General features: G+C 70.8%; 21 protein-coding genes. 9 read left to right on the forward strand and 12 right to left on the reverse strand.

Annotation, left to right across the window (positions count from 1 at the left end; genetic code table 11):
- Positions 1-64 precede the first annotated feature (64 nt).
- The gene (wblA, locus tag ACIRB1_RS31880; protein WP_019063745.1) at positions 65-403 is read left to right on the forward strand and encodes a transcriptional regulator WblA; all 339 of its coding nucleotides are present in this window, start codon (positions 65-67) and stop codon (positions 401-403) included.
- 93 nt (positions 404-496) lie between these two features.
- Here wblA and ACIRB1_RS31885 read toward each other — a convergent pair whose 3' ends face one another.
- Both ACIRB1_RS31885 and ACIRB1_RS31890 read right to left on the reverse strand, forming a co-directional pair.
- On the reverse strand, positions 497-1,933 hold the full coding sequence (locus ACIRB1_RS31885; RefSeq protein WP_352183960.1) for an ArsA family ATPase: 1,437 nt from the start codon (positions 1,931-1,933) through the stop codon (positions 497-499).
- Positions 1,930-2,907: an ArsA family ATPase gene (locus tag ACIRB1_RS31890; protein WP_403467799.1), complete on the reverse strand. Its 978-nt coding sequence runs from the start codon at positions 2,905-2,907 to the stop codon at positions 1,930-1,932. The genes ACIRB1_RS31885 and ACIRB1_RS31890 overlap by 4 nt, the downstream gene beginning before the upstream one ends.
- A gap of 95 nt (positions 2,908-3,002) precedes the next feature.
- On the opposite strand from ACIRB1_RS31890, the gene ACIRB1_RS31895 reads away from it, so the two are divergent.
- From ACIRB1_RS31895 to ACIRB1_RS31910, 4 genes are all read left to right on the forward strand, one after another.
- A complete protein-coding gene (locus ACIRB1_RS31895) occupies positions 3,003-3,161 on the forward strand; it encodes a DUF4177 domain-containing protein (RefSeq protein ID WP_019063748.1) in 159 nt (52 codons plus the stop codon).
- The gene (locus tag ACIRB1_RS31900; protein WP_352285342.1) at positions 3,158-3,625 is read left to right on the forward strand and encodes a RidA family protein; all 468 of its coding nucleotides are present in this window, start codon (positions 3,158-3,160) and stop codon (positions 3,623-3,625) included. The genes ACIRB1_RS31895 and ACIRB1_RS31900 overlap by 4 nt, the downstream gene beginning before the upstream one ends.
- A gap of 407 nt (positions 3,626-4,032) precedes the next feature.
- The gene (locus ACIRB1_RS31905) at positions 4,033-4,902 is read left to right on the forward strand and encodes an NUDIX hydrolase (protein WP_403467800.1); all 870 of its coding nucleotides are present in this window, start codon (positions 4,033-4,035) and stop codon (positions 4,900-4,902) included.
- A gap of 55 nt (positions 4,903-4,957) precedes the next feature.
- Entirely contained in the window at positions 4,958-5,788 is an 831-nt protein-coding gene (locus ACIRB1_RS31910; RefSeq protein ID WP_403467801.1) for an MBL fold metallo-hydrolase, read from the forward strand.
- On the opposite strand, the gene ACIRB1_RS31915 is transcribed toward ACIRB1_RS31910, so the two are convergent.
- The 3 genes from ACIRB1_RS31915 to ACIRB1_RS31925 form a co-directional block, all read right to left on the reverse strand.
- The gene (locus ACIRB1_RS31915; protein WP_403467802.1) at positions 5,785-6,609 is read right to left on the reverse strand and encodes a nucleotidyltransferase domain-containing protein; all 825 of its coding nucleotides are present in this window, start codon (positions 6,607-6,609) and stop codon (positions 5,785-5,787) included. The two genes, ACIRB1_RS31910 and ACIRB1_RS31915, sit on opposite strands and share 4 nt — an antisense overlap.
- A gap of 92 nt (positions 6,610-6,701) precedes the next feature.
- Positions 6,702-7,745, reverse strand: a complete 1,044-nt coding sequence (locus ACIRB1_RS31920) for a PQQ-binding-like beta-propeller repeat protein (protein ID WP_403467803.1) — start codon at positions 7,743-7,745, stop codon at positions 6,702-6,704.
- Positions 7,746-7,868: 123 nt separating this feature from the next.
- Positions 7,869-8,543 (reverse strand): Crp/Fnr family transcriptional regulator, encoded by a 675-nt coding sequence (locus tag ACIRB1_RS31925; protein WP_019063754.1) that lies wholly within the window; start codon positions 8,541-8,543, stop codon positions 7,869-7,871.
- 252 nt (positions 8,544-8,795) lie between these two features.
- Here ACIRB1_RS31925 and nth point away from each other — a divergent pair, with 252 nt between their 5' ends.
- The 3 genes from nth (at position 8,796) to ACIRB1_RS31940 (ending at position 11,765) form a co-directional block, all read left to right on the forward strand.
- Positions 8,796-9,674 carry an endonuclease III gene (gene nth, locus ACIRB1_RS31930; protein ID WP_403467804.1) on the forward strand — a complete coding sequence of 293 codons (879 nt, stop codon included), beginning with the start codon at positions 8,796-8,798 and terminating at the stop codon, positions 9,672-9,674.
- Positions 9,675-9,749: 75 nt separating this feature from the next.
- Complete coding sequence (locus ACIRB1_RS31935; RefSeq protein WP_352183983.1) at positions 9,750-10,445, forward strand: CoA pyrophosphatase; 696 nt, start codon at positions 9,750-9,752, stop codon at positions 10,443-10,445.
- 120 nt (positions 10,446-10,565) lie between these two features.
- Complete coding sequence (locus ACIRB1_RS31940) at positions 10,566-11,765, forward strand: MarP family serine protease (RefSeq protein WP_352183984.1); 1,200 nt, start codon at positions 10,566-10,568, stop codon at positions 11,763-11,765.
- A 44-nt stretch (positions 11,766-11,809) separates the two neighbouring features.
- Here the strand turns inward: ACIRB1_RS31940 and ACIRB1_RS31945 are convergent, their stop codons facing one another.
- From ACIRB1_RS31945 to ACIRB1_RS31970, 6 genes are all read right to left on the reverse strand, one after another.
- The gene (locus tag ACIRB1_RS31945) at positions 11,810-11,989 is read right to left on the reverse strand and encodes a hypothetical protein (protein ID WP_352183985.1); all 180 of its coding nucleotides are present in this window, start codon (positions 11,987-11,989) and stop codon (positions 11,810-11,812) included.
- A gap of 160 nt (positions 11,990-12,149) precedes the next feature.
- A complete protein-coding gene (locus tag ACIRB1_RS31950) occupies positions 12,150-13,100 on the reverse strand; it encodes an alpha/beta fold hydrolase (RefSeq protein ID WP_403467805.1) in 951 nt (316 codons plus the stop codon).
- Positions 13,097-13,582 (reverse strand): phage holin family protein, encoded by a 486-nt coding sequence (locus ACIRB1_RS31955; RefSeq protein WP_352183987.1) that lies wholly within the window; start codon positions 13,580-13,582, stop codon positions 13,097-13,099. Before ACIRB1_RS31955 ends, ACIRB1_RS31950 begins: the two co-directional genes overlap by 4 nt.
- Before the next feature lie 43 nt (positions 13,583-13,625).
- Positions 13,626-15,065 carry a Na+/H+ antiporter NhaA gene (gene nhaA, locus ACIRB1_RS31960; protein ID WP_403467806.1) on the reverse strand — a complete coding sequence of 480 codons (1,440 nt, stop codon included), beginning with the start codon at positions 15,063-15,065 and terminating at the stop codon, positions 13,626-13,628.
- Between the two features lie 193 nt (positions 15,066-15,258).
- The gene (gene acs, locus ACIRB1_RS31965) at positions 15,259-17,220 is read right to left on the reverse strand and encodes an acetate--CoA ligase (RefSeq protein WP_403467807.1); all 1,962 of its coding nucleotides are present in this window, start codon (positions 17,218-17,220) and stop codon (positions 15,259-15,261) included.
- 167 nt (positions 17,221-17,387) lie between these two features.
- Entirely contained in the window at positions 17,388-20,009 is a 2,622-nt protein-coding gene (locus ACIRB1_RS31970; protein WP_403467808.1) for a SulP family inorganic anion transporter, read from the reverse strand.
- A 336-nt stretch (positions 20,010-20,345) separates the two neighbouring features.
- On the opposite strand from ACIRB1_RS31970, the gene ACIRB1_RS31975 reads away from it, so the two are divergent.
- Positions 20,346-21,617, forward strand: a complete 1,272-nt coding sequence (locus ACIRB1_RS31975) for a hypothetical protein (protein WP_403467809.1) — start codon at positions 20,346-20,348, stop codon at positions 21,615-21,617.
- Positions 21,618-21,650: 33 nt separating this feature from the next.
- Here the strand turns inward: ACIRB1_RS31975 and ACIRB1_RS31980 are convergent, their stop codons facing one another.
- Positions 21,651-22,643: an ATP-binding protein gene (locus ACIRB1_RS31980; protein ID WP_403467810.1), complete on the reverse strand. Its 993-nt coding sequence runs from the start codon at positions 22,641-22,643 to the stop codon at positions 21,651-21,653.
- Positions 22,644-22,698: the final 55 nt, after the last annotated feature.

Below are 22,698 nucleotides of genomic sequence, written 5' to 3' on the forward strand. Positions count from 1 at the left end.
GGCGGCGGTGAATATGCCGCTGCCGCCGTGGGGGAGCCTCGATTCGGGAGAGGACGGCGCCGGTATGGGCTGGGTAACCGACTGGAGTGCGCAGGCGGCCTGCCGCACTACCGATCCGGATGAACTGTTCGTTCAAGGAGCAGCGCAGAACAGGGCGAAGGCAGTGTGCACCGGATGTCCGGTACGCACGGAGTGCCTCGCCGATGCGCTCGACAACCGCGTCGAATTCGGCGTGTGGGGAGGAATGACGGAGCGGGAGCGCCGCGCACTGCTGCGCAGGCGGCCCACTGTCACTTCATGGCGCCGGCTACTGGAGACCGCGCGTATCGAGTACGAACGAGGGGTCGGCATCATCCCCCTCGACGACGACGAGATCTACGAGAACTACGCGGCGGTGGGCTGACCCCCACCGGTCCCCCTCGGGGCCGACCCCGGGCGATCCCCGGGGCGTGTGTTCGGGGGTGACATCCCCGGGTCCGGTTCCCCGGGGTGCGCGTCAGACCTTCGTCTCGGGCAGCTCCGGCCGACCGGCCGCGAGCCGGTTCCCGATGTCCCGCAGCCCCGCGAGGTCATGCACATCGCCGGGCAGCGCGGCCACCTCGGCCACGGCCACCTCGGGGTGACGTGCGGTGAAGCGGTCACGTGTGCGCTGCTCGCGGGAGAGCAGCCGCATCCGCTCGGCGTGCAACTTCAGCAGGCCTGCGGTGAGTTGATCGACGGATCGCTCGTCGTCGGACTGCTGGTCGACGGAACGCCCGTCATCGGACTGCTGGTCGGCGGATCGCTCGTCGTCCGTGGTGGCGGGGGAGCCTTCGTCACGAGCCGATGCCTGGGAACCGGGAGAGCTGGGACCGGGCGAATCTGAACTGCCGTACGTGTCGGGAGAGTTACGAAGTCCAGCTTTCCCGCCCATCTGATCGACAATGCGGGGCTCTTCAAGATTTTCCGCGGCGGCGAGTGCCCGCTCGGCAGACAGCCGGGCGGCTCCGCTGCCGTGCACCCGGTTGAGGACCAGACCGGCCAGCGGCATCTCCTCGGCCGCCAGCCGCTCCACGAAGTACGCCGCCTCGCGCAACGCGTCCCGCTCCGGGGCCGCGACCACCAGGAACGCCGTACCGGGCGCCTGGAGCAGCTTGTACGTCGCGTCCGCGCGGGTGCGGAACCCGCCGAAGGTGGTGTCCATCGCGGCGATGAACGTCTGGATGTCCTTGAGCAGTTGACCGCCGAGCAGCTTGCCGAGCGTGCCGGTCATCATCGACATGCCGACGTTGAGGAACTTCATCCCGGCCCGCCCGCCGAGCTTGGCCGGCGCGGTCAGCAGCCGGATCAGCTTGCCGTCCAGGAACGAGCCGAGACGTTTCGGCGCGTCCAGGAAGTCGAGTGCCGAGCGGGACGGCGGGGTGTCCACCACGATCAGGTCCCAGTCGTGCTGGGCGCGCAGCTGGCCCAGCTTCTCCATCGCCATGTACTCCTGCGTGCCCGCGAAGCCCGCCGAAAGCGACTGGTAGAAGGGGTTGCTGAGGATCGCGGCCGCCCGCTCGCGGTCCGCGTGCGCCTCGACGATCTCGTCGAAGGTGCGCTTCATGTCGAGCATCATGGCGTGCAGTTCGCCGTCCCCGTCGACGCCCTTCACCCGCCGCGGGGTGTTGTCCAGGGAGTCGATCCCCATGGACTGGGCGAGTCGCCGCGCCGGGTCGATGGTCAGCACGACGACCCTGCGTCCGCGCTCGGCGGCCCGCAGCCCGAGCGCCGCCGCGGTGGTCGTCTTGCCGACCCCGCCGGAGCCGCAGCACACGACGATGCGGGTCTCTGGGTCGTCGATCAGCGGATCCACGTCGAGCACGCGCGCGTGGGTGATGCGGTGGGAGCGGGAGTCCTGGGTGGTCTCGCGGTCGCGGGCGGGGTCCTGCGCGTGGGCCGGGTCCGGACTCATGACATCCCCTGCTTCCGCAGCTCGCTGGCGAGTTCGTACAGGCCCCCGAGGTCCATGCCCTCGGTGAGCAACGGCAGTTCGTGCAACGGCAGGCCCTGCTCCGCCAGTACGGCCCGCTGGTCGTGCTCCAGCGTGTACCGCGCGGCGTACTCCTCGGCCTGGGCGAGCAGCGGGTCGACCAGCTTCTCGGCGTTGCCGCCGCGCCGGGCCCCGCCGAGGCCTGCCGAGGACAGCGCCTGCGCCACGGCGGTGCGCGGAACGGACCGCACGAGCTCGAGGTCGGTCGCGTCGAGGACCTCGGGGCGGACCATGTTGACGATGATCCGGCCCACCGGCAGCCGGGCCGCCCGGAGTTCGGCGATACCGTCCGCGGTCTCCTGGACGGGCATCTCCTCCAGCAGCGTCACCAGGTGCACGGCCGTCTCCGGCGACTTCAGGACCCGCATCACCGCCTGCGCCTGATTGTGTATCGGGCCGATCTTCGCGAGGCCGGCCACCTCGTCGTTGACGTTGAGGAAGCGGGTGATGCGGCCGGTCGGCGGGGCGTCCATCACGACGTAGTCGTAGACGAACCGCCCGCTTTTCTCCTTGCGGCGGACGGCCTCGCAGGCCTTGCCGGTCAGGAGGACGTCCCGGAGGCCGGGCGCGACCGTGGTGGCGAAGTCGATCGCCCCGAGTTTTTTCAGGGCCCGGCCCGCTCCGCCGAGTTTGTAGAACATCTGGAGGTAGTCCAGAAGGGCCAGTTCGGGGTCGATGGCCAGGGCGTACACCTCCCCGCCCCCGGGAGCGACGGCGATCTTCCGCTCCTCATAGGGCAGCGTCTCCGTCTCGAAGAGCTGCGCGATGCCCTGGCGACCCTCGACCTCGACGAGAAGCGTCCGCTTCCCCTCGGTGGCCAGGGCCAGCGCTAGGGCCGCGGCCACCGTGGTCTTGCCGGTACCGCCCTTGCCACTGACGACCTGGAGCCTGCTCACGTCTTCGAGCCTAACCAGTCCGCGCCCGAACCAAGCCAGAGGCTGTGGATAACGCGACCGAGGGCGGCCGGTTCGCAGCGGCTAAAGTCGGCCGCATGACCAAGTGGGAATACTCGACTGTGCCGCTGCTCGTCCACGCCACGAAGCAGATTCTGGACACCTGGGGCGAGGACGGCTGGGAGCTCGTCCAGGTTGTGCCCGGGCCGAACAACCCCGAGCAACTGGTGGCCTACCTCAAGCGGGAGAAGGCATGAGCGCCGTCGATGCCCGGCTGGCCGAACTCGGTCTGACCCTGCCGGCGGTCGTCCCCCCGCTCGCCGCGTACCAGCCCGCCGTGCAGAGCGGGGTCTACGTGTACACCTCGGGCCAGCTGCCCATGGTGGACGGCAAGCTTCCCGTCACCGGCAAGGTGGGCGCCGAGGTCACCGCGGAGGAGGCCAAGGAACTGGCCCGCACCTGCGCGCTGAACGCCCTCGCGGCGGTCAAGTCCGTCGCCGGTGACCTGGACCGTGTCGCACGCGTGGTGAAGGTCGTCGGCTTCGTCGCCTCGGCCTCCGACTTCACCGGCCAGCCCGGTGTCGTCAACGGCGCGAGCGAGCTGCTCGGGGAGGTCCTCGGCGACAAGGGCGTCCACGCGCGCAGCGCGGTCGGCGTGGCGGTACTGCCGCTGGACTCGCCGGTCGAGGTCGAGATCCAGGTGGAGCTGACGGAGGCGTAGCCGGTGTCCCGGGGCGGCGACGGGCCGAGTTGACCGCCGTCGCCGCCCCGGGGTGCACGACGGGCTGTCTCGGTAGTTCTCGCCGTCCCGGGGTGGACGACGAGCTGGCTTGGTTGTTCTCGCCGTCCCGGGGTGCACGACGGGCTGGCTTGGTCGTTGTCGCCGCCCCGGGTGGACGACGAGCCGCCTTGGCCGTCGTCGCCGTCTCCGGATGACTGATCACCGGTGATCGCCGTCCCGGGGCGCACGATGACCTCACGTGACCGCAATCACTCGTCCCGGGACGAGTGATCGGCCGTAGCCGCCTTCCTGGAGCGGGGGATCGGGCGTATCGGATGTCATCGCAGCCCAGGGGGTACGTCTTGTTGCCTCTCGAACATCCGCGCGCTACGGGATAGCCTCCGCCCATGGCGAACGGTCAGTGGTACCCGGCGGAGTGGCCCGAGCGGATCAGGGCGCTCACGCAAGGGCAGCTCACGCCGGTGGTGCCCCGGCGGGCGGCCACGGTGATGCTCCTCAGGGACACCGGCACCGGCCCCGTCGTCCACATGCTGCGCAGACGCGCCTCCATGGCCTTCGCCGGGGGCGCGTACGCGTACCCGGGCGGCGGTGTCGACCCGCGCGACGACGACCTTCACGTCCGCTGGGCGGGCCCCGCGCGCGCGTGGTGGGCGGACCGGCTCGGCGTCGACGAGACGGCGGCCCAGGCGATCGTGTGCGCGGCCGTACGGGAGACGTACGAGGAGGCCGGTGTCCTGCTGGCCGGGCGCACCCCCGACTCGGTCGTCGGCGACACCACGGGCGCCGACTGGGAGGCGGACCGCGCCGCCCTGGTCGCCCGTGATCTGTCCTTCGCGGAGTTCCTCGACCGCCGAGGCCTGGTCCTGCGCTCCGACCTGCTGGGCGCGTGGGCCCGCTGGATCACCCCGGAGTTCGAATCCCGCCGCTACGACACGTGGTTCTTCGTGGCCGTCCTCCCGGAGGGGCAGCGCACCCGCAACGCCTCCACGGAGGCCGACCGCACGGTGTGGATCGCCCCGGGCGAGGCGGCGGAGTCGTACGACAAGGGCGATCTGACGATGATGCCGCCGACCATCGCGACCCTGCGCGGGCTGATCCCGTACGGCAGCGCGGCGGAGGCCCTGTCGGCGGCCCCGGGGCGCGACCTCACGCCTGTCCTCGCCCAGGCCCGTCTGGAGGCCGGGGAGATCGTCCTGACCTGGCCGGGCCACGGGGAGTTCACGAAACGCATCCCTACGGGTGGGGCGTCCGCATGACCACCCGCACCGACGGCACCCCTCGCCCCGCCACCGCCAAGGAAGGCGCCCTGATATGACCGACGCAGCCGCCCTCCCCGGTCAGCCACGCGGCGGGGTGCTCAGCGGGCCCGCCACCGCGCGGGCCGTCAACGTGCTCGCGCCCAACGCGTCCGCGATGACGCTGGACGGGACGAACGCGTGGATCGTCGCGGAGCCGGACTCCGAGTCGGCCGTGGTGATCGACCCGGGGCCGCTGGACGAGGGGCATCTGCGCACGGTCCTCGACGTGGCCGAGAAGGCGGGCAAACGCGTCGCGCTGACCTTGCTGACGCACGGGCACCCCGACCACGCGGAAGGCGCCGTCCGGTTCGCCGAGCTGACCGGTACCAAGGTGCGCGCGCTCGACCCGGCGCTGCGGCTCGGGGACGAGGGGCTGGGCGCGGGGGAGGTGGTCCGCGTCGGCGGGCTGGAACTGGTCGTCGTGTCGACGCCCGGGCACACCGGGGACTCGCTGTGCTTCCATCTCCCGGCCGATCAGGCCGTCCTGACCGGGGACACCATCCTGGGGCGCGGTACGACCGTGGTGGCGCATCCTGACGGCCGCCTGGGGGACTACCTGGACTCGCTGCGGCGGCTGCGGTCGCTGACCGTCGACGACGGCGTCCACACCGTCCTGCCGGGGCACGGGCCCGTCCTGGATGACGCCCAGGGTGCCGTCGAGTTCTATCTCGCCCACCGCGCCCACCGGCTCGCCCAGATCGAGACGGCCGTCGAGAACGGTCACCGGACCCCGGCCGAGGTCGTCGCCCACGTGTACGCGGACGTCGACCGCTCCCTGTGGCCGGCGGCGGAGCTGTCCGTACGGGCCCAGCTGGACTACCTGAAGGAACACGGCCTGATCTAGTCGGCGGGGCGTGACGCCTTGACGCCGTGCACGCGCGCGTACTCCTCGGCCAGCCAGGGGCCCAGCTCGTCGACGTAGGAACGCAGGACGTCCGCGTCGCCCGTCGGTTCGTGTCCGAGTTCCGCCGCCCCGCGCAGGGCCTCCGCGCGCTCCGGGTAGTACGCGGCGAAGGCTTCGGCCATCTCCCCGAGGTCGCTGGTCCAGCCGTTCCAGCGGGGCATCACCAGGGTGAAGCCGGTGCGGACGAGGTGGCGGGACATGAAGCGCACCAGGGGGCGCCGGGCCCCGTCCGTGTCCCCGGCGGCGGCGATGCGGTCGCGCCAGCGGGGGAGGAGCAGGGCGAGGTCACCGTTGGTCTCCCGGGCGAGGAGGGAGTCGGGGCGGTAGCGGGGCAGGTCCTCGGCGAGGTCCTCCCCGAGCAACGGGGTGCACAGGCACGCCACGAACCACCCCAGGTCGTACGTCTCCGGCTCGCTCAGCAGCCGTGCCCGGCCGTACAGCAGCGTGCCGACGCCGTCGATCTCCGGGAACTCCTTGTCGAGCGCCTCGCCGAGACTCCGGGCCGCGTCCCGGTCCTCCTCGGTCGGCTCCTGCCGGGTCACCACGAGGAGGTCCAGATCGCTGCGCCCCACGCGCGCGGTGCCGCGCGGGATCGACCCGTAGAGGTACGCGCTGTTGAGGCGTCCCCCGTAGACGTCGAGCAGCCGGTCACGCGCGGCGGCGACGACCGGCCGGAAGGCGGGCGGGACGCGGCCCAGGGAGCCCTCGCGCTCGATGTATCCCTGGGCGTCGAGCCCTCTGCGGTGAACGGTTCCGGCCATGGGATCACTGTGCCGGGAGACGGGCTCCCGGGGGGTGCTTTTCCGGCCGCCGGGCGGGGTCGTCCCCAGCGGGTCCGCCTGGGGGAGCGTGGTCATCTCCAGCGGAACACCCGCAGCCCGTGGCTGTAGTCGCCCGCCTCGCAGCCCACCGCGATGAGGTCCCCGGAGGCGGCGACGAGCGAGTCGAACGCGGTGCCCCGGAGTCCGCGCCGGGCCACCACCCGTCCGTCGGCGGGGTCGAGCACGCTGAGCCGGCCGCCGTAGCCGTGCACGATCAGCAGCCAGCCGCGGTGGGCGAGCGGGGTGTCGTGGTGGGTGTCCCCGCCCCGCCACTGCCAGATCAGCTCGCCCGAGGTGAGGGAGTACGCGCCGAGCGGGCTGCCCAGGTCGTGCTCGGTGCGGTCCTTGGGGACGAGGCCCACCACCAGGACGCCCCCGGTCACGGCGACCCGCTCGCCGAACTTCTCGTACCCCTCCGGGAGTTGCAGCGTGACGGCTTCCGTCTCGCCGTCGCCCAGGAAGAGGAGGCTGCGTCGGCCGCGTGCGCCGCGTGTCTTCAGGGAGGCCACGAAGGGGCTGGCGCTGATGACGGAGGCGCTCTCCACGCGCGGGTCGGTCAGTTCGTGTTTCCAACGGACCTCGCCCGTGTCCACGTCCAGGGCGCGCATCACCGGCCGTGTCTCCCAGTCCTTCCAGGACTCGCCGGCCGTCGCGAGCAGGCCCCCGCCCAGGGCCACCCTGGAGGGGAGGTGCCCCAGGGGAGCGGCGTCCTGTTTCCGGCGCCGTACGACCTCGCCCGTGGTGACCGCCAGGGTGGTGAGGCCGACGCGGCGCACGTCCCGGCGCGACTCTTCGTAGTGCATCACCACGCCCTCGCCGCCCTGGGCGTCGGCGGACACCAGCCCGACGATCTGGCCGCTGGGCGGCTGCCAGGTCCACAGCGGCTCGCCCGTGGCCGTCCGGTAGGCCCGCACCCCCTCGACGCGGGCGACGACGACGGTGTCCTCCGTCAGCCACAGGCCCAGGGGTCTGCCGCCAGGGTCGTCCGTCTGGTCGGGGGTCCGCCACAGCCGGCGCGCCGATCTGCGCCACCAGGAGCGTCTCCAGACCGACTCCGGCGCCTTGTCCTCGTCCATCCCCACCCCTTGGGCCCCACCCGGCGGTACACGAAGGGCCCCGCCGTACGAGCGGGGCCCTTCGAAGGCGTATGCAGCACGCGTCCGTACGAAGAACTCATACGGAGACGTCGCACGGAATGATCAGCGGGAGCGCTTCGCCAGTCGCTCCACGTCCAGCAGGATGACCGCGCGGGCCTCCAGGCGCAGCCAGCCGCGGCCCGCGAAGTCGGCGAGGGCCTTGTTGACCGTCTCGCGGGAGGCGCCGACCAGCTGGGCCAGCTCCTCCTGGGTGAGGTCGTGCACCACGTGGATGCCTTCCTCGGACTGCACGCCGAAGCGGCGGGAGAGGTCCAGCAGGGCGCGGGCCACGCGGCCGGGGACGTCCGAGAAGACCAGGTCGGACATCGCGTCGTTGGTCTTGCGCAGCCGGCGGGCGACCGCGCGCAGCAGCGCGGAGGCGACCTCGGGGCGGGCGCTCAGCCAGGGCTGGAGGTCGCCGTGGCCGAGGCCGAGCAGCTTGACCTCGGTCAGCGCGCTGGCGGTCGCCGTGCGCGGACCCGGGTCGAACAGCGACAGCTCGCCGATCAGCTCGCCGGGGCCGAGGACCGCCAGCATGTTCTCGCGGCCGTCGGGGGAGGTGCGGTGGAGCTTCACCTTGCCCTCGGTGACCACGTACAGCCGGTCGCCCGGGTCGCCCTCGTGAAAGAGGGAGTCCCCGCGCGCGAGGGTCACCTCACTCATGGAGGCGCGCAGCTCCGCGGCCTGATCGTCATCGAGCGCCGCGAAGAGCGGGGCGCGCCGCAGAACGTCGTCCACGAGTTCTCTCCTTGTCGACCTGCTCAGGGGAAGGTGTTCCCCCTTGGTACCAGGGGACCGTGCTCCCCGTTTTGCCGGACCGTCCAAACAGTGTGATCTGTCACAAGGATGCCGCACAGGTGTCCCGAGGTAAGCGGCAGGGGTCCAATTGGGGGCTGATCTTCAGGGTCCGGGGCGGATGTCAGTGCCGGGCTCTAGGCTGGCCGGGTGTCCAAATCGCCGGTGAGAGCACAGGCCAAGGGGGCTGGGCGGATGGTTGTACCTCGTGATTCCGCTGTGGGCGAACAGGGCCCTGACGGCGGCAAGAGTGACGGAAAGAAAGCGGCGAAAGGGGCAAAAGTGGCAGCTGGTGTGAAGACCGAATCGCACACCGCCCTCGTCCGCCGCGCCCGCCGGATCAACCGCGAGCTGGCGGAGATCTATCCGTACGCCCACCCGGAGCTCGACTTCGAGAACGCCTTCCAGCTGGTGGTCGCCACGGTCCTGTCCGCGCAGACCACCGACCTGAGGGTCAATCAGACGACACCGGCCCTGTTCGCCAAGTACCCCACCCCCGAGGACCTGGCCGCCGCCGACCCGGAGCAGGTCGAGGAGATCCTCCGCCCGACCGGGTTCTTCCGGGCCAAGACCAAGTCGGTGATAGGGCTCTCCAAGGCGCTGGTCGCGGACTTCGGCGGCGAGGTGCCCGGCCGGCTCGAAGACCTCGTCAAGCTGCCCGGTGTGGGCCGCAAGACCGCCTTCGTGGTGCTCGGCAACGCCTTCGGGCGGCCCGGCATCACCGTGGACACGCACTTCCAGCGGCTCGTACGGCGCTGGAAGTGGACCGAGGAGACCGAGCCCGACAAGATCGAGGCCGCCGTGGGAGCGCTCTTCCCGAAGAGCGACTGGACGATGCTCTCGCACCACGTGATCTTCCACGGCCGCCGGATCTGCCACGCCCGCAAGCCCGCCTGCGGCGCCTGCCCCATCGCCCCGCTCTGCCCGGCGTACGGCGAGGGCGAGACCGACCCGGAGAAGGCGAAGAAGCTGCTCAAGTACGAGAAGGGCGGCTATCCGGGCCAGCGCCTCAACCCCCCGCAGGCCTACCTGGACGCGGGCGGGAAGCCGGCGCCGCCGCTGGGTGCCGTATGACGACGATGTCGGGGGCCGGATGACGGAACGATCTCGGAGGTACCGGGCGTTGATCAGTGGGAACGGGGGTGGGGGATGACACGCGCGAGCCATACCCAGGGCGTGGGTCTCAGCAAGGACGGGCTGCCCGGCTGGCTTGATCCGGTGGTGCACGCCGTGGAGACGGTGGAGCCGCTCCAGCTGAGCCGCTTCCTGCCGCCGGAGGACGGGGCGGGACGGCAGTCGGCGGTCCTGATCCTGTTCGGCGACGGGGACGGGGAGCGCGGGCCCGAGCTGCTGCTCATGGAGCGCTCCAGCTCGCTCCGGTCCCATGCGGGACAGCCGTCCTTCCCCGGCGGCGCCCTCGACCCCGAGGACGGTGACCCGACCGGCGACGGACCGCTGCGGGCCGCTCTCCGCGAGGCCGAGGAGGAGACCGGGCTCGACCCGGCCGGTGTGCAGCTCTTCGGGGTGCTGCCCAAGCTGTACATCCCGGTGAGCGGCTTCGTGGTGACACCGGTGCTGGGCTGGTGGCGGGAGCCGACCCCGGTGGGCGTGGTCGACCCGAACGAGACGGCGCGCGTGTTCACGGTCCCCGTGGCGGATCTCACGGACCCGGCCAACAGAGTCACGGTCACGCACCCCAGCGGCTTCCTGGGTCCGGCATTTCTGGTCGAATCGGCCCTCGTGTGGGGCTTCACGGCCGGGGTCATCGACCGCCTGCTGCACTACTCCGGTTGGGAGCGGCCGTGGGACCGCGAGAAGCAGGTCCCGCTCGACTGGCGGTCATGACAAGGTGTCCGTCGTGCTGTGTCTTCCCGGGGGACGCCGTAGCCGGTTGTCGCTGCGCGGCGGGTCGGCCCCCCGACCGACCTGGAGTGATCGCGAAGTGCTGAGGCGAGGCCTGAACCGGTGAACGTGCTGGACATCCTGCTGCTGGTCGCCGCCGTGTGGTTCGCGATCGTGGGCTATCGCCAGGGGTTCGTCGTCGGCATCCTGTCGGTGATCGGCTTCCTCGGTGGCGGTCTCGTCGCCGTCTACACCCTGCCCGTGATCTGGGACGCGCTGACCCAGAAGGCCGAGGTCAGCACCACCGCGGCGGTCGTCGCGGTCATCGTCGTCATCGTCTGCGCCTCCGTCGGCCAGGCCCTGACCACCCACCTCGGCAACAAGCTGCGCCGGTACATCACCTGGTCCCCGGCCCGCGCCCTGGACGCGACCGGCGGCGCCCTCGTCAACGTCCTCGCGATGCTCCTGGTCGCCTGGCTGATCGGCTCGGCGCTGGCCGGCACCACCCTGCCGACGCTGGGCAAGGAGGTCCGCAGCTCCAAGGTGCTGCTGGGGGTCTCACGGGCCCTGCCCGCGCAGGCCGACACCTGGTTCGCGGACTTCTCCTCGGTCCTGGCGCAGAATGGTTTCCCGCAGGTCTTCAGCCCCTTCGCGAACGAGCCGATCAACGACGTCCAGCCGCCAGACCCGGCTCTCGCCTCCAGCGCGGTCGCCACCCGCGCCCAGCAGTCCATCGTCAAGGTCATGGGCACCGCGCAGAGCTGCGGCAAGGTTCTGGAGGGCAGCGGTTTCGTCTTCGGCGACCGCCGCGTCATGACCAACGCGCACGTCGTCGGCGGCGTCGACGAACCCACCGTCCAGATAGGCGGCGAGGGCCGCAAGTACGACGCCAAGGTCGTCCTCTACGACTGGCACCGCGACATCGCCGTACTCGACGTGCCCGACCTGAGGGCGCGCTCCCTCCAGTTCGCGACCAAGGACGCGCGGAGCGGCAACAGCGCGATCGTCGCCGGCTTCCCGGAGAACGGGTCGTACGACGTCCGTGCCGCGCGCGTGCGGGGACGCATCACGGCCAACGGCCCGGACATCTACCACCGCGGCACGGTGCGCCGCGATGTGTACTCCCTCTACGCGACCGTCCGCCAGGGCAACTCCGGCGGCCCGCTGCTCACACCCGAGGGCAAGGTCTACGGAGTGGTCTTCGCGAAGTCCCTCGACGACCCCGACACCGGGTACGCGCTCACCGCGGACGAGATCCGGCCGGACATCGTCCAGGGGCGCACTGCCAACGAGCAGGTGGACAGCGACAGTTGCGCGCTGTGAGAGGTGTGCGCACGGAAAGGCGTGTCCTGGAGGAGGTGGGTGCGTCAGCCTCGGGGATGACGCAGCCGTACCGAGACCCAGCGGGCCCGGCGGCGCAGAATGCGCGGGATCCCCACCCTGAGGTCTGTGCCCTGGAGTTGCGGGGCGCCCCCCTGGTGGGAGCTCAGACCGTGGTCCGAGCGGCGAGTGCGTGCTGCGTCACTGTAGTCGTGCGTCCAGCCCATACCCCGACGTCTGCCCCTGCCCCAAGGTCGATAACCGCCCCTTGGGGCCCCAATTGGCCTATGCGCGAGGCAAGTAGCCGTTCGTAGGACAGGTGTTCAGCTCCGGATACCGGGCGCAGTGGATCGGTCACGCACAGGTAATGCTTAGGTCATCCATCGGTCAACGATCGGGTTCGGGATCTTTGAGCCAGTTGACCAGTTCGGTCGAGAAGACCACCGGGTCCTCCTCGTGCGGGAAGTGCCCGAGCCCGTCGAACAGCCGCCAGCGGTACGGCGCTTCGACGTACTCCCCGGACCCCGCCGAGCTGCGGGTGCGCAGCACCGGGTCCAGCGAGCCGTGCAGATGCAGCGTCGGCACCCGCACCGGCCGCTTCATGCGCCGGTTGAACTGGATGCCGTCCGGGCGTGCCATCGACCGCACCATCCAGCGGTACGGCTCGATCGAGCAGTGCGCCGTCGACGGGATCAGCATGGCCCGCCGGTACGCCTCGACCGCCTCGTCGTCCGGCAGGTTCGGGCCGGACCAGTCGCGGATCAGGGTGCCGACCAACTCGGCGTCCTCGGCGAGGAGTTGCCGCTCGGGAATCCAGGGGCGCTGGAAGCCCCAGATGTAGGAGCCGGCCGCCGACTGCTTGACGTCGGAGAGCATCGCGTTGCGCCAGCGCCGGGGGTGCGGCATCGAGGAGACGGCGAGCCGGCGCACCAGCTTGGGGCGCATCGCCGCCGCCGTCCACGCGAGATAGCCCCCGAGGTCATGGCCGACCAGCGCGGCGTCCGGCTCGCCGAGGGAGCGGATCACGCCGGTGATGTCGAGGGCGAGGTTGGCGGGGTCGTAGCCGCGCGGGGTGCGGTCGCTGCCGCCGACGCCCCGCAGGTCCATGGCGACGGCCCGGAACCCGGCGTCGGCCAGCGCGCCCAGCTGGTGCCGCCAGGTCCACCAGAACTGGGGGAAGCCGTGCAGCAGCAGCACCAGCGGTCCGTCGCCCACCTCCGCGATGTGGAAGCGCGCGCCGTTGGCCGCGACATCCCGGTGGGTCACCTTGCGCCCGCCGGGGATGCCGAGCCGTACGACCGAAGCAGGTTGTGCCCAAGGATTGGCGGGGTCCGTCATGAGGACGAGCGTGCCACAGCCTCGATGGCTTCGGGGACACGGTCCTCGATCGCCGGGCGCGGATGCGGCTTGGCGTTGCCGAGGACGCCCGCGGTCTCCTTGACCGAAGCGGCCACCTTCTGCGGGCCCTTGCTCTTCGCGGCCTTCTTGAAGAAGAGCACGCCCACCAGCCCGAGGACGACCGCGACGAGCACGTTCGCCGCGAAGGAGAGCAGGAAGCAGAGGGCCATGTTCCAGCCGCTCCAGGTGCGAATGCCGTACGCCAGCGCGAAGTTGAGCATCGGCAGGGAGAACAGCAGGACCACCGCGGCGACCGTGAACGCGCCGCCGCCCGCGACACCGCGCTTGACGTCCTGCTTGAGCTGCGCCTTGGCCAGTGCGATCTCGTCGTGCACCAGCGCGGACATCTCGGTCGTCGCCGAGGCGAACAGCTGGCCGATGCTGCGTTCGGCGCCGACCGGGCTGCCGTCGGGTGCGCTCATCGCGTACTCCCTCATCTGCATGTGTTTGTACCGTCTGGTCAGATCATGCCGGACCGTCGTTGTCCTCGCCTGCCCCGCCCGCCACTTCGGCAAGCCCGTGCCGCTGCTCCGCGGCCTTCTCCCCGGCGATCCTGCGGTGCTCGGCGGCCTTGCGGTCGTGGAGTTCGGCCATGCGCAGGTGGTACGCCGGGTCGTCCTGCTCGTAGATGTCGGGGATGCCGTCGAGGTCCTCGTCGCGCTCCTCTTCCTCGTACATCCTGCGGTACCTGGCGTTGCGCAGCTTGAGCAACACGGTCGCGCACAGGGCCGCTGTGAGGGAGCCGACGAGGACGGCCGCCTTGACCTCGTCGGTGAGCATCTGGTCGCCGTCGAACGCGAGTTCCCCGATGAGCAGCGACACGGTGAAGCCGATGCCGGCCAGCGAGGCGACCGCGAAGACGTCGGGCCAGGCCAGGTCGTCGCTGAGCGAGGCCCGGGTGAAACGGGCCGTCAGCCAGGTCCCGCCGAAGATGCCGACCGCCTTGCCGACGACGAGTCCGAGGACCACACCCAGGGTCTCCGGTTTCGTGAACACGTCACCCAACGCGCTCCCCGAGAGGGCGACTCCGGCGCTGAACAGCGCGAACAGCGGCACCGCGAGCCCCGCCGACAGCGGCCGTACGAGATGTTCGACGTGCTCCCCGGGGGAGTGCTTCTCGTCCTCGCGGGTGGTGCAGCGCAGCATCAGGCCCATCGCCACGCCCGCGATGGTCGCGTGGACGCCGCTGTTGTACATCAGCGCCCAGATCACCAGCGCGAGCGGGACGTAGACGTACCAGCCGCGCACGCCCCTGCGCAGCAGCAGCCAGAAGACCGCGAGGCCGACCACCGCGCCGGCGAGCGCGGCGAAGTCGATCCGGGCGGTGAAGAAGATCGCGATGATCAGGATCGCGAACAGGTCGTCGACGACGGCGAGGGTGAGCAGGAAGGCGCGCAGCGCGCTCGGCAGGGAGGTGCCGATGACCGCGAGGACGGCCAGCGCGAAGGCGATGTCGGTGGCGGTCGGCACCGCCCAGCCCGCCAGTGAGCCGCCGCCGGTGAGGTTGGTGAGCGTGTACACGAGTGCCGGTACGGCCATCCCGCACAGGGCCGCCACGACGGGGAGGGCGGCGGCCTTGGGGTCACGGAGGTCGCCGGCGACGAGTTCGCGCTTGAGCTCGATGCCCGCGACGAAGAAGAAGACGGCGAGGAGGCCGTCGGCGGCCCAGTGGGCGACCGACAGATGCAGGCCGAGGGCGGCGGGGCCGAAGTGGTAGTGGCTGACGCTCTCGTAGCTGTCGTGCAGCGCCGGGATGTTGGCCCAGACCAGCGCGGTGACGGCGGCGATCAGGAGGAGGACCCCGCCGACGGTCTCGGTGCGCAGCGCGTCCGCGACGAAGTTCCGCTCGGGCAGGGACAGCCGTCCCAGCACTTTGCGGGCGGCGGTGGGGCGGGGCGCGGTCACGGGGAGACCTCCGGGGTGGCGGGCAGCACAGAGCACTTGCCGACCAGACTTCCCGGCACACCTTGGCGCGTCTTTGACGCTTTTCTTACTTTACCCACATGTGGCGGGACGGGTCCTGCGGATCTCACCGTATGCGCGAAAGGGGCGTCCGGCATGTTCGCCGCCGGGCGCCCCTTCTCGTCGTATCCGCAGGTCAGTCCTCGCTGGGCGCCGCCGGGAGCTTGTCCTGGATCAGGGTCATCACGGTGGAGTCGGTCAGGGTCGTCACATCGCCCAGCTGCCGGTTCTCCGCCACGTCCCGCAGCAGGCGGCGCATGATCTTGCCGGAACGGGTCTTCGGCAGCTCGGCCACCGGGAGGATCCGCTTGGGCTTGGCGATCGGGCCCAGCACACTGGCGACGTGGTTGCGGAGGTCGGCGACGAGGTTCTCGTCCTCGGCGTTCGCCGTGCCGCGCAGGATCACGAAAGCGACGATCGCCTGCCCGGTCGTCTCGTCGGCCGCGCCCACCACGGCCGCCTCGGCGACGGCGGGGTGGGAGACGAGCGCCGACTCGACCTCGGTGGTGGAGATGTTGTGCCCGGACACGAGCATCACGTCGTCCACCCGGCCGAGCAGCCAGATGTCGCCGTCGTCGTCCTTCTTCGCGCCGTCACCGGCGAAGTACTTGCCCGGGAACCGCGACCAGTACGTGTCGAGGAACCGCTGGTCGTCGCCCCAGATCGTGCGCAGCATCGAGGGCCACGGCTCGGTCAGGACCAGGTAACCGCCGCCGCCGTTCGGGACCTCGTTGGCCTCGTCGTCGACGACCGTCGCGGAGATGCCGGGCAGCGGGGTCTGCGCGGAACCGGGCTTGGCGGCGGTGACGCCCGGCAGCGGCGAGATCATCATCGCGCCGGTCTCGGTCTGCCACCAGGTGTCCACGATCGGGGTCCTGTCGGCCCCGATGTGCTTGCGGTACCAGATCCACGCCTCGGGGTTGATCGGCTCGCCCACCGAACCCAGCACCCGCAGGCTGCTGAGGTCGAACTTCGCGGGGATGTCGTCGCCCCACTTCATGAACGTACGGATCGCGGTCGGCGCCGTGTACAGGATCGTCACCCCGTACTTCTGGACGATCTCCCAGAAGCGGCCCTGGTGCGGGGTGTCGGGGGTGCCCTCGTACATGACCTGGGTCGCGCCGTTCGCCAGCGGGCCGTAGACGATGTAGGAGTGGCCGGTGACCCAGCCGACGTCGGCCGTGCACCAGTAGACGTCGGTCTCCGGCTTGAGGTCGAAGACGGCGTGGTGGGTGTACGCGGCCTGGGTGAGGTAGCCGCCGGAGGTGTGCAGGATGCCCTTGGGCTTACCCGTGGTCCCCGAGGTGTACAGGATGAACAGCGGCTGCTCCGCCTCGAACGCCTCGGGCGTGTGCTCCGCCGGCTGACGGTCGACGATCTCGTGCCACCACACGTCCCGCTCGTCGTTCCACGCGACGTCCTGGCCCGTACGGCGGACCACCAGCACATGCTCCACGCCACTGTCCGCGCGGTCGACGGCGTCATCCACGGCCGGCTTCAGCGCCGAGGGCTTGCCGCGCCGCCAGCCGCCGTCCGTGGTGATGACGACCTTGGCGTCCGCGTCCTGGATGCGGGTCGCGAGCGCGTCCGCCGAGAAACCGCCGAACACCACCGAGTGCGCGGCGCCGATCCGCGCGCAGGCCAGCATCGCGACCGCGGTCTCCGGGATCATCGGCATGTAGACGGCGACCCGGTCGCCCTTCCGGACTCCCAGTTCCAGCAGGGCGTTCGCGGCCTTGGAGACCTCGTCCTTCAGCTCGGCGTAGGTGACCGAGCGGCTGTCGCCGGGCTCGCCCTCGAAGTGGATGGCGACCCGGTCGCCGTTGCCCGCCTCGACGTGCCGGTCCACGCAGTTGTACGCCACGTTGAGCGTGCCGTCCTTGAACCACTTGGCGAACGGCGGGTTCGACCAGTCCAGCGTCTCGGTAGGTTCCTGCGCCCAGCTCAGGCGGCGGGCCTGCGTGGCCCAGAAGCCGAGCCGGTCAGCCTTGGCCTGCTCATACGCCTCCGCCGTGACATTGGCGTTCGCCGCCAGGTCCGCGGGGGGTGCGAATGTGCGCTCCTCGCGCAACAGGTTGGCCAGGCTTTCGTTGCTCACGGCATCTGCCTTTCCCAGGTTGTCCGTTGTGTCCCGGGCCAGCTCATCAGACCCGGGGGTCCGATGACAAGGGTCGTCGAAATATTGGTTTAGACCTGTCATCGGACCCGCGGCCGGAGACGCGTGGCGAGGGTCTTTCGTACCCACGGACGCCGGGTGAATCAGGTTCAGGCCGACATGTCCGCCACCCCCACCCCGTCGAACAACCCGCCCCCGTCCGCCTCGGTCAGCAAGTACGCCTGCGCCTCGCCGACATGGAAATACATCCCGTGCAGCTCCAGCGCCCCCTCCCGCAAGGCCCGGTCCACCGACTCGTGCCCCCGCAGATGCTCCAACTGCTGCACCACATTGGTCAGACACAGCTGCTCTACGGCGTCGGCGGGCGCCCTTCCCGCCAGCCGCGCCCAGGGCCGGTCGTCGTCGGCCATCCGCTCCAGGCTCGGCACCCCGTGGCGCAGCCACCGCTTCAGCGGCGTCCGGGCGCCTCCGGGCTCGGAGTTGAGCAGCGCCTGCATGGCCCCGCACCCGGAGTGCCCGCACACCGTGATCGATCTCACCCGCAGCACGTCCACCGCGTACTCGATCGCCGCGGCCACCGAGTCGTCCCCGCTCTCCTCGCCAGGCGGCGGCACGAGGTTGCCCACGTTCCGCACGACGAACAGGTCGCCGGGACCGCTGGAGGTGATCATCGACGTCACCAGCCGCGAGTCCGCACAGGTCAGGAAGAGCTGCGAGGGCCGCTGTCCTTCCTTGGCCAGCCGGGCCAGCTCGCCCCGCACGAGGGGTGCGGTGTCGCGCTGGAACGCGCTGATGCCACGGGCTAGTTGACTGCCGGCGGTGGGGGTGGCGGTGGCGGTAGGGGTGCCGGTGCCGGTGCCGGTGCCGGTGCCGGGGTCGGGGTCGGGGTGGGATCCGGTTCCGGGGTGGGGTGGAGTGCCGGGGGTGCTCGGCTCGGCGGTGCCGGGCGCGGGACGGTCCGTCGGCTTGTCCCTCGGCTGGTCCGTCGGCTGGTCCGTCGGCTCGGCCGGGTGCCCGTCGGCCGGGGTGGTACGCCGGGGATCGCACTGGTGGTTGCGCCAGGGCGTCCAGGGGTGGCAGCGGCAGGCGGTGGACGTCGTCGGTGCGCCGGTCGGGGTGTCGGCCGGAGCCTCGGCCGTCGTGCCGCTCATCGCGCCGGTCGCGCCGGTCGCGGGGTCGGCCGGTGTCGACTCGCTTCCGGTGCGGCCCGGCTCGGTGTCGCGAACTCCCGTGCGCCGTCCGGTCAGCTCAGCGGTGCCTCCGCGCGCGGTGTGCGAGTTCTGCCAGTCCTGAAGTGACTCGTACGCCGCGTGGTCCATGAACGAACCGTCCAACTCCACGACGACGTGGGTGCCTTGGGGTACGAGATGCAGGACGCGGCTGAGCCGCGGCACCGCGAGGAACGTCAACTGCCCTCGGACGTGTACGTGATGGACTCCTTCCTTCTCGTCGTGCGTGATGCGGGTGTGGGCAAGGCGGTTGAGCGCGACGCCCACGGCGACGGTGACCCCGAGGAGCACGCCCTCCAGAACGCCAAGGAGGACCACGCCGAGGGTGGTGACGGCGTAGACCAGGACTTCGCGGTGGCGGGTCACCGTGCGGATGTGGTGCAGGGACACCATCTGGATGCCGACGGCCATCACGAGTGCGGCGAGCGAAGCGAGGGGGATCAGCTCCAGCACCGGGACCATCAGCAGCGCGGCTACCAATACGAGAACGCCGTGCAGCATCGTGGAGTTCCGGCTCACGGCACCGGCTCGCACATTCGCCGAACTCCGTACGGCCACGCCCGCGACGGGCAGTCCGCCGAGCGCGCCGGAGACGATGTTCGCGGCGCCCTGGCCCAGCAGTTCGCGGTTCAGGTCGGAGCGGCCGACGCGGGCGGAGAGCCCCGGCTGCCCGGCGACCAGCTTGTCCACGGCGACCGCGCCGAGCAGCGACTGCACGCTGCACACCAGCGTGGTGGTGAGGACGGCGGCGGCGATGCCGAGCGCCGGGCCCTCGGGCAGTCCGGCCAGCGCGTGACTGCTCCAGGACGGCAGGTCGACCTTGGCCAGGCTCAGCCCGGTGAGGGACGCGGTGAGGGTGGCTCCGGCGACGGCGACGAGCGCGGCCGGGATCTTGCGCATCAGGTCCCCGAGCCGGCCGGGGACACGCGGCCACAGCAGCAGAAGGGCCAGCGTCAGCACGCTCATCGCCACGTCGGCGGGGTGCACGTCCGCCAACTGGGCGGGCAGGGCGCGGAGGTTGGCGAGGACCGAGCTCTGCGGGGTGCCGCCGAGCACGATGTGCAGCTGGGCGACGGCGATGGTGACACCGATGCCGGCCAGCATGCCGTGCACGATCGCGGGGCTGACGGCGAGCGCGGTGCGGGCCACGCGCAGGCAGCCCAGGGCGAGTTGGGCGAGTCCCGCGAGGACGGTGACCGCGCAGGTCGTACGCCAGCCGTAACGGTGGATCAGGTCGGCGGTGACCACGGTGAGTCCGGCGGCCGGGCCGCTGACCTGGAGGGGGCAGCCGCCGAGCCGGCCGGCGACGAGTCCGCCCACCGCGGCGGCGACCAGGCCGGCCTGGAGGGGCGCGCCGGTGGCGAGGGCGATGCCGAGGGACAGGGGCAGGGCGATCAGGAAGACCGCGATGGCGGCCGACACATCGGCGCCCGCGATCCGGAAACGGTGGGGCGGGGGCGGCGGCGGGCTGTGGGGCTGGGGGGCGCGCTTCGTCCGATTCTGATGCGAGTCGGTGACGCGGGTGGGTACGCAGGCTGACATGTCTTCCCGTCTCCTCCGGGGCGGCGCGGTCGCGGAACTGGTGGTCCCCGTCGATGGCGGGGGTCGGTCGCGGCCGTGGGGTCACGGCGTGCAGCGGCGGGATTTCTCAACTCTCGGTAAATGGATCGTAATGCAGAGTAAAGGTCAGGCATAGAGATTGCGGGCAAATGGGTTAATAAGTCACCTCATTGAGTGAAGTGGAAATTTCATCGGCTTGTCGTACTAATCCCACCTTCGGCCCCATGCGACCTTGGCGGCGCTGTCGGGACTTCCGGCACATCGCCAGAGAACGCCCTGAGCGGCGTCGGTCCGAACGAAGGAAGAAGGTGGGCGGACATGGCCGCCACCCAGAGGATCACCGCGGGCGCCGTGATCGCCGCGGCCTGTGCCGCGTCGCTCGCCGGTTGCGCGATTGGTGACAACGGTTCCCCGCACGGAGCGCACGGTCCGCACAAGGCGGCGCCCGCCCCTGCACCCAAGAGCGGAGTCCGCCTCATCGGGGACGGCTCCACGTCGTACACCGGGGCGCAGCCGCATCTGCCCAGGCCCGAGCGGCTCAAGCCCGGTCAGAAGCCCCCGCAGTTCGTGGTCTTCTCCTTCGACGGCGCCGGCGAGGACAGCCAGAAGCTGTTCTCCCACTTCCGCAAGGTCTCCAAGGCCAACCGCGCGAACATGACGTACTTCCTCAGCGGTGTGTACATGCTGCCGGAGGACAAGCGCGACCTCTACAAGCCCCCGGAGCACTCGCCGGGCGCCTCCGACATCGGTTTCAACGACGAGCAGGGCATCGCCGACACCGTGAAGCAGCTGCGCCTGGCGTGGCTGGAGGGCAACGAGATCGGCACCCACTTCAACGGTCACTTCTGCGGCAAGAACGGCGGGGTCGGCGAGTGGTCGGTCGCCGAGTGGAAGAGCGAGATCGCCCAGGCGAAGCAGTTCGTGAAGACCTGGAAGACCAACTCCGGGATGAAGAACGCCTCTCCGCTGCCCTTCGACTACGACAAGGAACTGGTCGGCGCCCGCACGCCCTGCCTGGAGGGCCAGGCCAACTTCATGAAGGCGGCGAGCCAGTTGGGCTTCCGCTACGACACCAGCGGGGTCAACGAGCAGCTCTGGCCCAAGAAGAAGGAGGGGCTGTGGGACCTGTCCATGCAGCTCGTCCCCTTCCCGGGCCACTCCTACGAGCAGCTGACCATGGACTACAACTTCATGGTCAACCAGTCCGGCACGCAGACCCAGGGCGACCCCGACAAGTACGACCGGTGGGGCGACGAGATGCGTGACGGCCTGCTCAAGGGCTTCGACCGCGCCTACGACGGCAACCGCGCGCCCCTGGTCATCGGCAACCACTTCGAGTCCTGGAACGGCGGCACCTACATGCGTGCCCTCGACGAGGTCATCGAGAAGGTGTGCAACAAGTCCGAGGTGCGCTGTGTGTCCTTCCGGGAACTGGCCGACTGGCTGGACGCCCAGGACCCGCAGACCCTGGCCAAGCTGCGCGGCCTGAACGTCGGCGAGGCACCGAAGGCGGGCTGGACGTCCTTCCTGACCGGCCGCCCCGCCCCGGCCCCGAAGGGCGTCCCCGGGGCACCGGCGGTCAAGCAGTAGGCAGTACCGGGAGGGCTCGCCGCGCGCGTGGGGTCACGCGGTGGCTGTGGCGGTGGCGGTGACGCTTTCGCCGAGCACGAAACCGGGGTCGACCTGCGCCGCCAGGTCGGCCCCGGTGCGCTCATTGCCCCAGCTCTGCGCGTTTTTCAGGTGGAAGTGCACCGTCTGGCGCGTGTAGCGCTCCCAGTCCCGCAGTTCGTACGTGGCGTCGGCGGCGATCTCCAGCAGGCGCAGGGCGCGGCGGTTGGCGTCCTCCAGGAGCTCGAACCGGGGCGGCAGGCCCTTCTCCATGGCACGCACCCAGTCCGAGTGCCCCACCGTCACGAGCAGGTCGTCCCCGACCTCGGCGCGCAGGAATTCGAGGTCGTCCTGGTCCCGCACCTTGTTGCCGACGACCTTCAGGGCGACTCCGAAGTCACGGGCGTACTCCTTGTACTGGCGATAGACGGAGACCCCCTTCCGGGTCGGCTCGGCCACCAGGAACGTGATGTCGAAGCGGGTGAACATGCCGGAGGCGAAGGAGTCCGAGCCTGCCGTCATGTCCACCACGACGAACTCGTCCCGCCCGTCCACCAGGTGGTTCAGGCAGAGCTCCACCGCTCCCGTCTTGGAGTGGTAGCAGGAGACCCCCAGGTCGGCGTCGGTGAAGGGGCCCGTGACCATCAAACGGACGGCCCCGCCGTCGAGTTCCACCGGTCGCGCGCAGGCGTCGTAGACCGGATTGTCCTCGCGCACCCGCAGCAGCCGGGAGCCCTCGCCGGGCGGGGTGGTCTTGATCATCGTGTCGGCGGAGGTGATGCGCGGGTTGGTGCCGCGCAGGTGCTCCTTGATCAGGGGGAGGTGTTCGCCGAGTGCGGGCAGTGCGGCGGCCTCCGCCTCGTCCAGGCCGAGGGCGGGGCCCAGGTGCTGGTTGATGTCGGCGTCGACGGCGACGACGGGCCGGCCGGTGGCCGCGAGGTGGCGGATGAACAGGGAGGACAGGGTGGTCTTCCCGCTGCCGCCCTTCCCGACGAAAGCAATTTTCATGTTCACGAAGCGTAGTCGTGCCATTGCGCTATGTGGCAGGTGTGCGTGAAGAAGA

Origin of the sequence: Streptomyces sp. NPDC096013 (genome assembly GCF_044763565.1) — a bacterium.
In the GTDB taxonomy this organism is placed as follows: Bacteria; Actinomycetota; Actinomycetes; order Streptomycetales; family Streptomycetaceae; genus Streptomyces.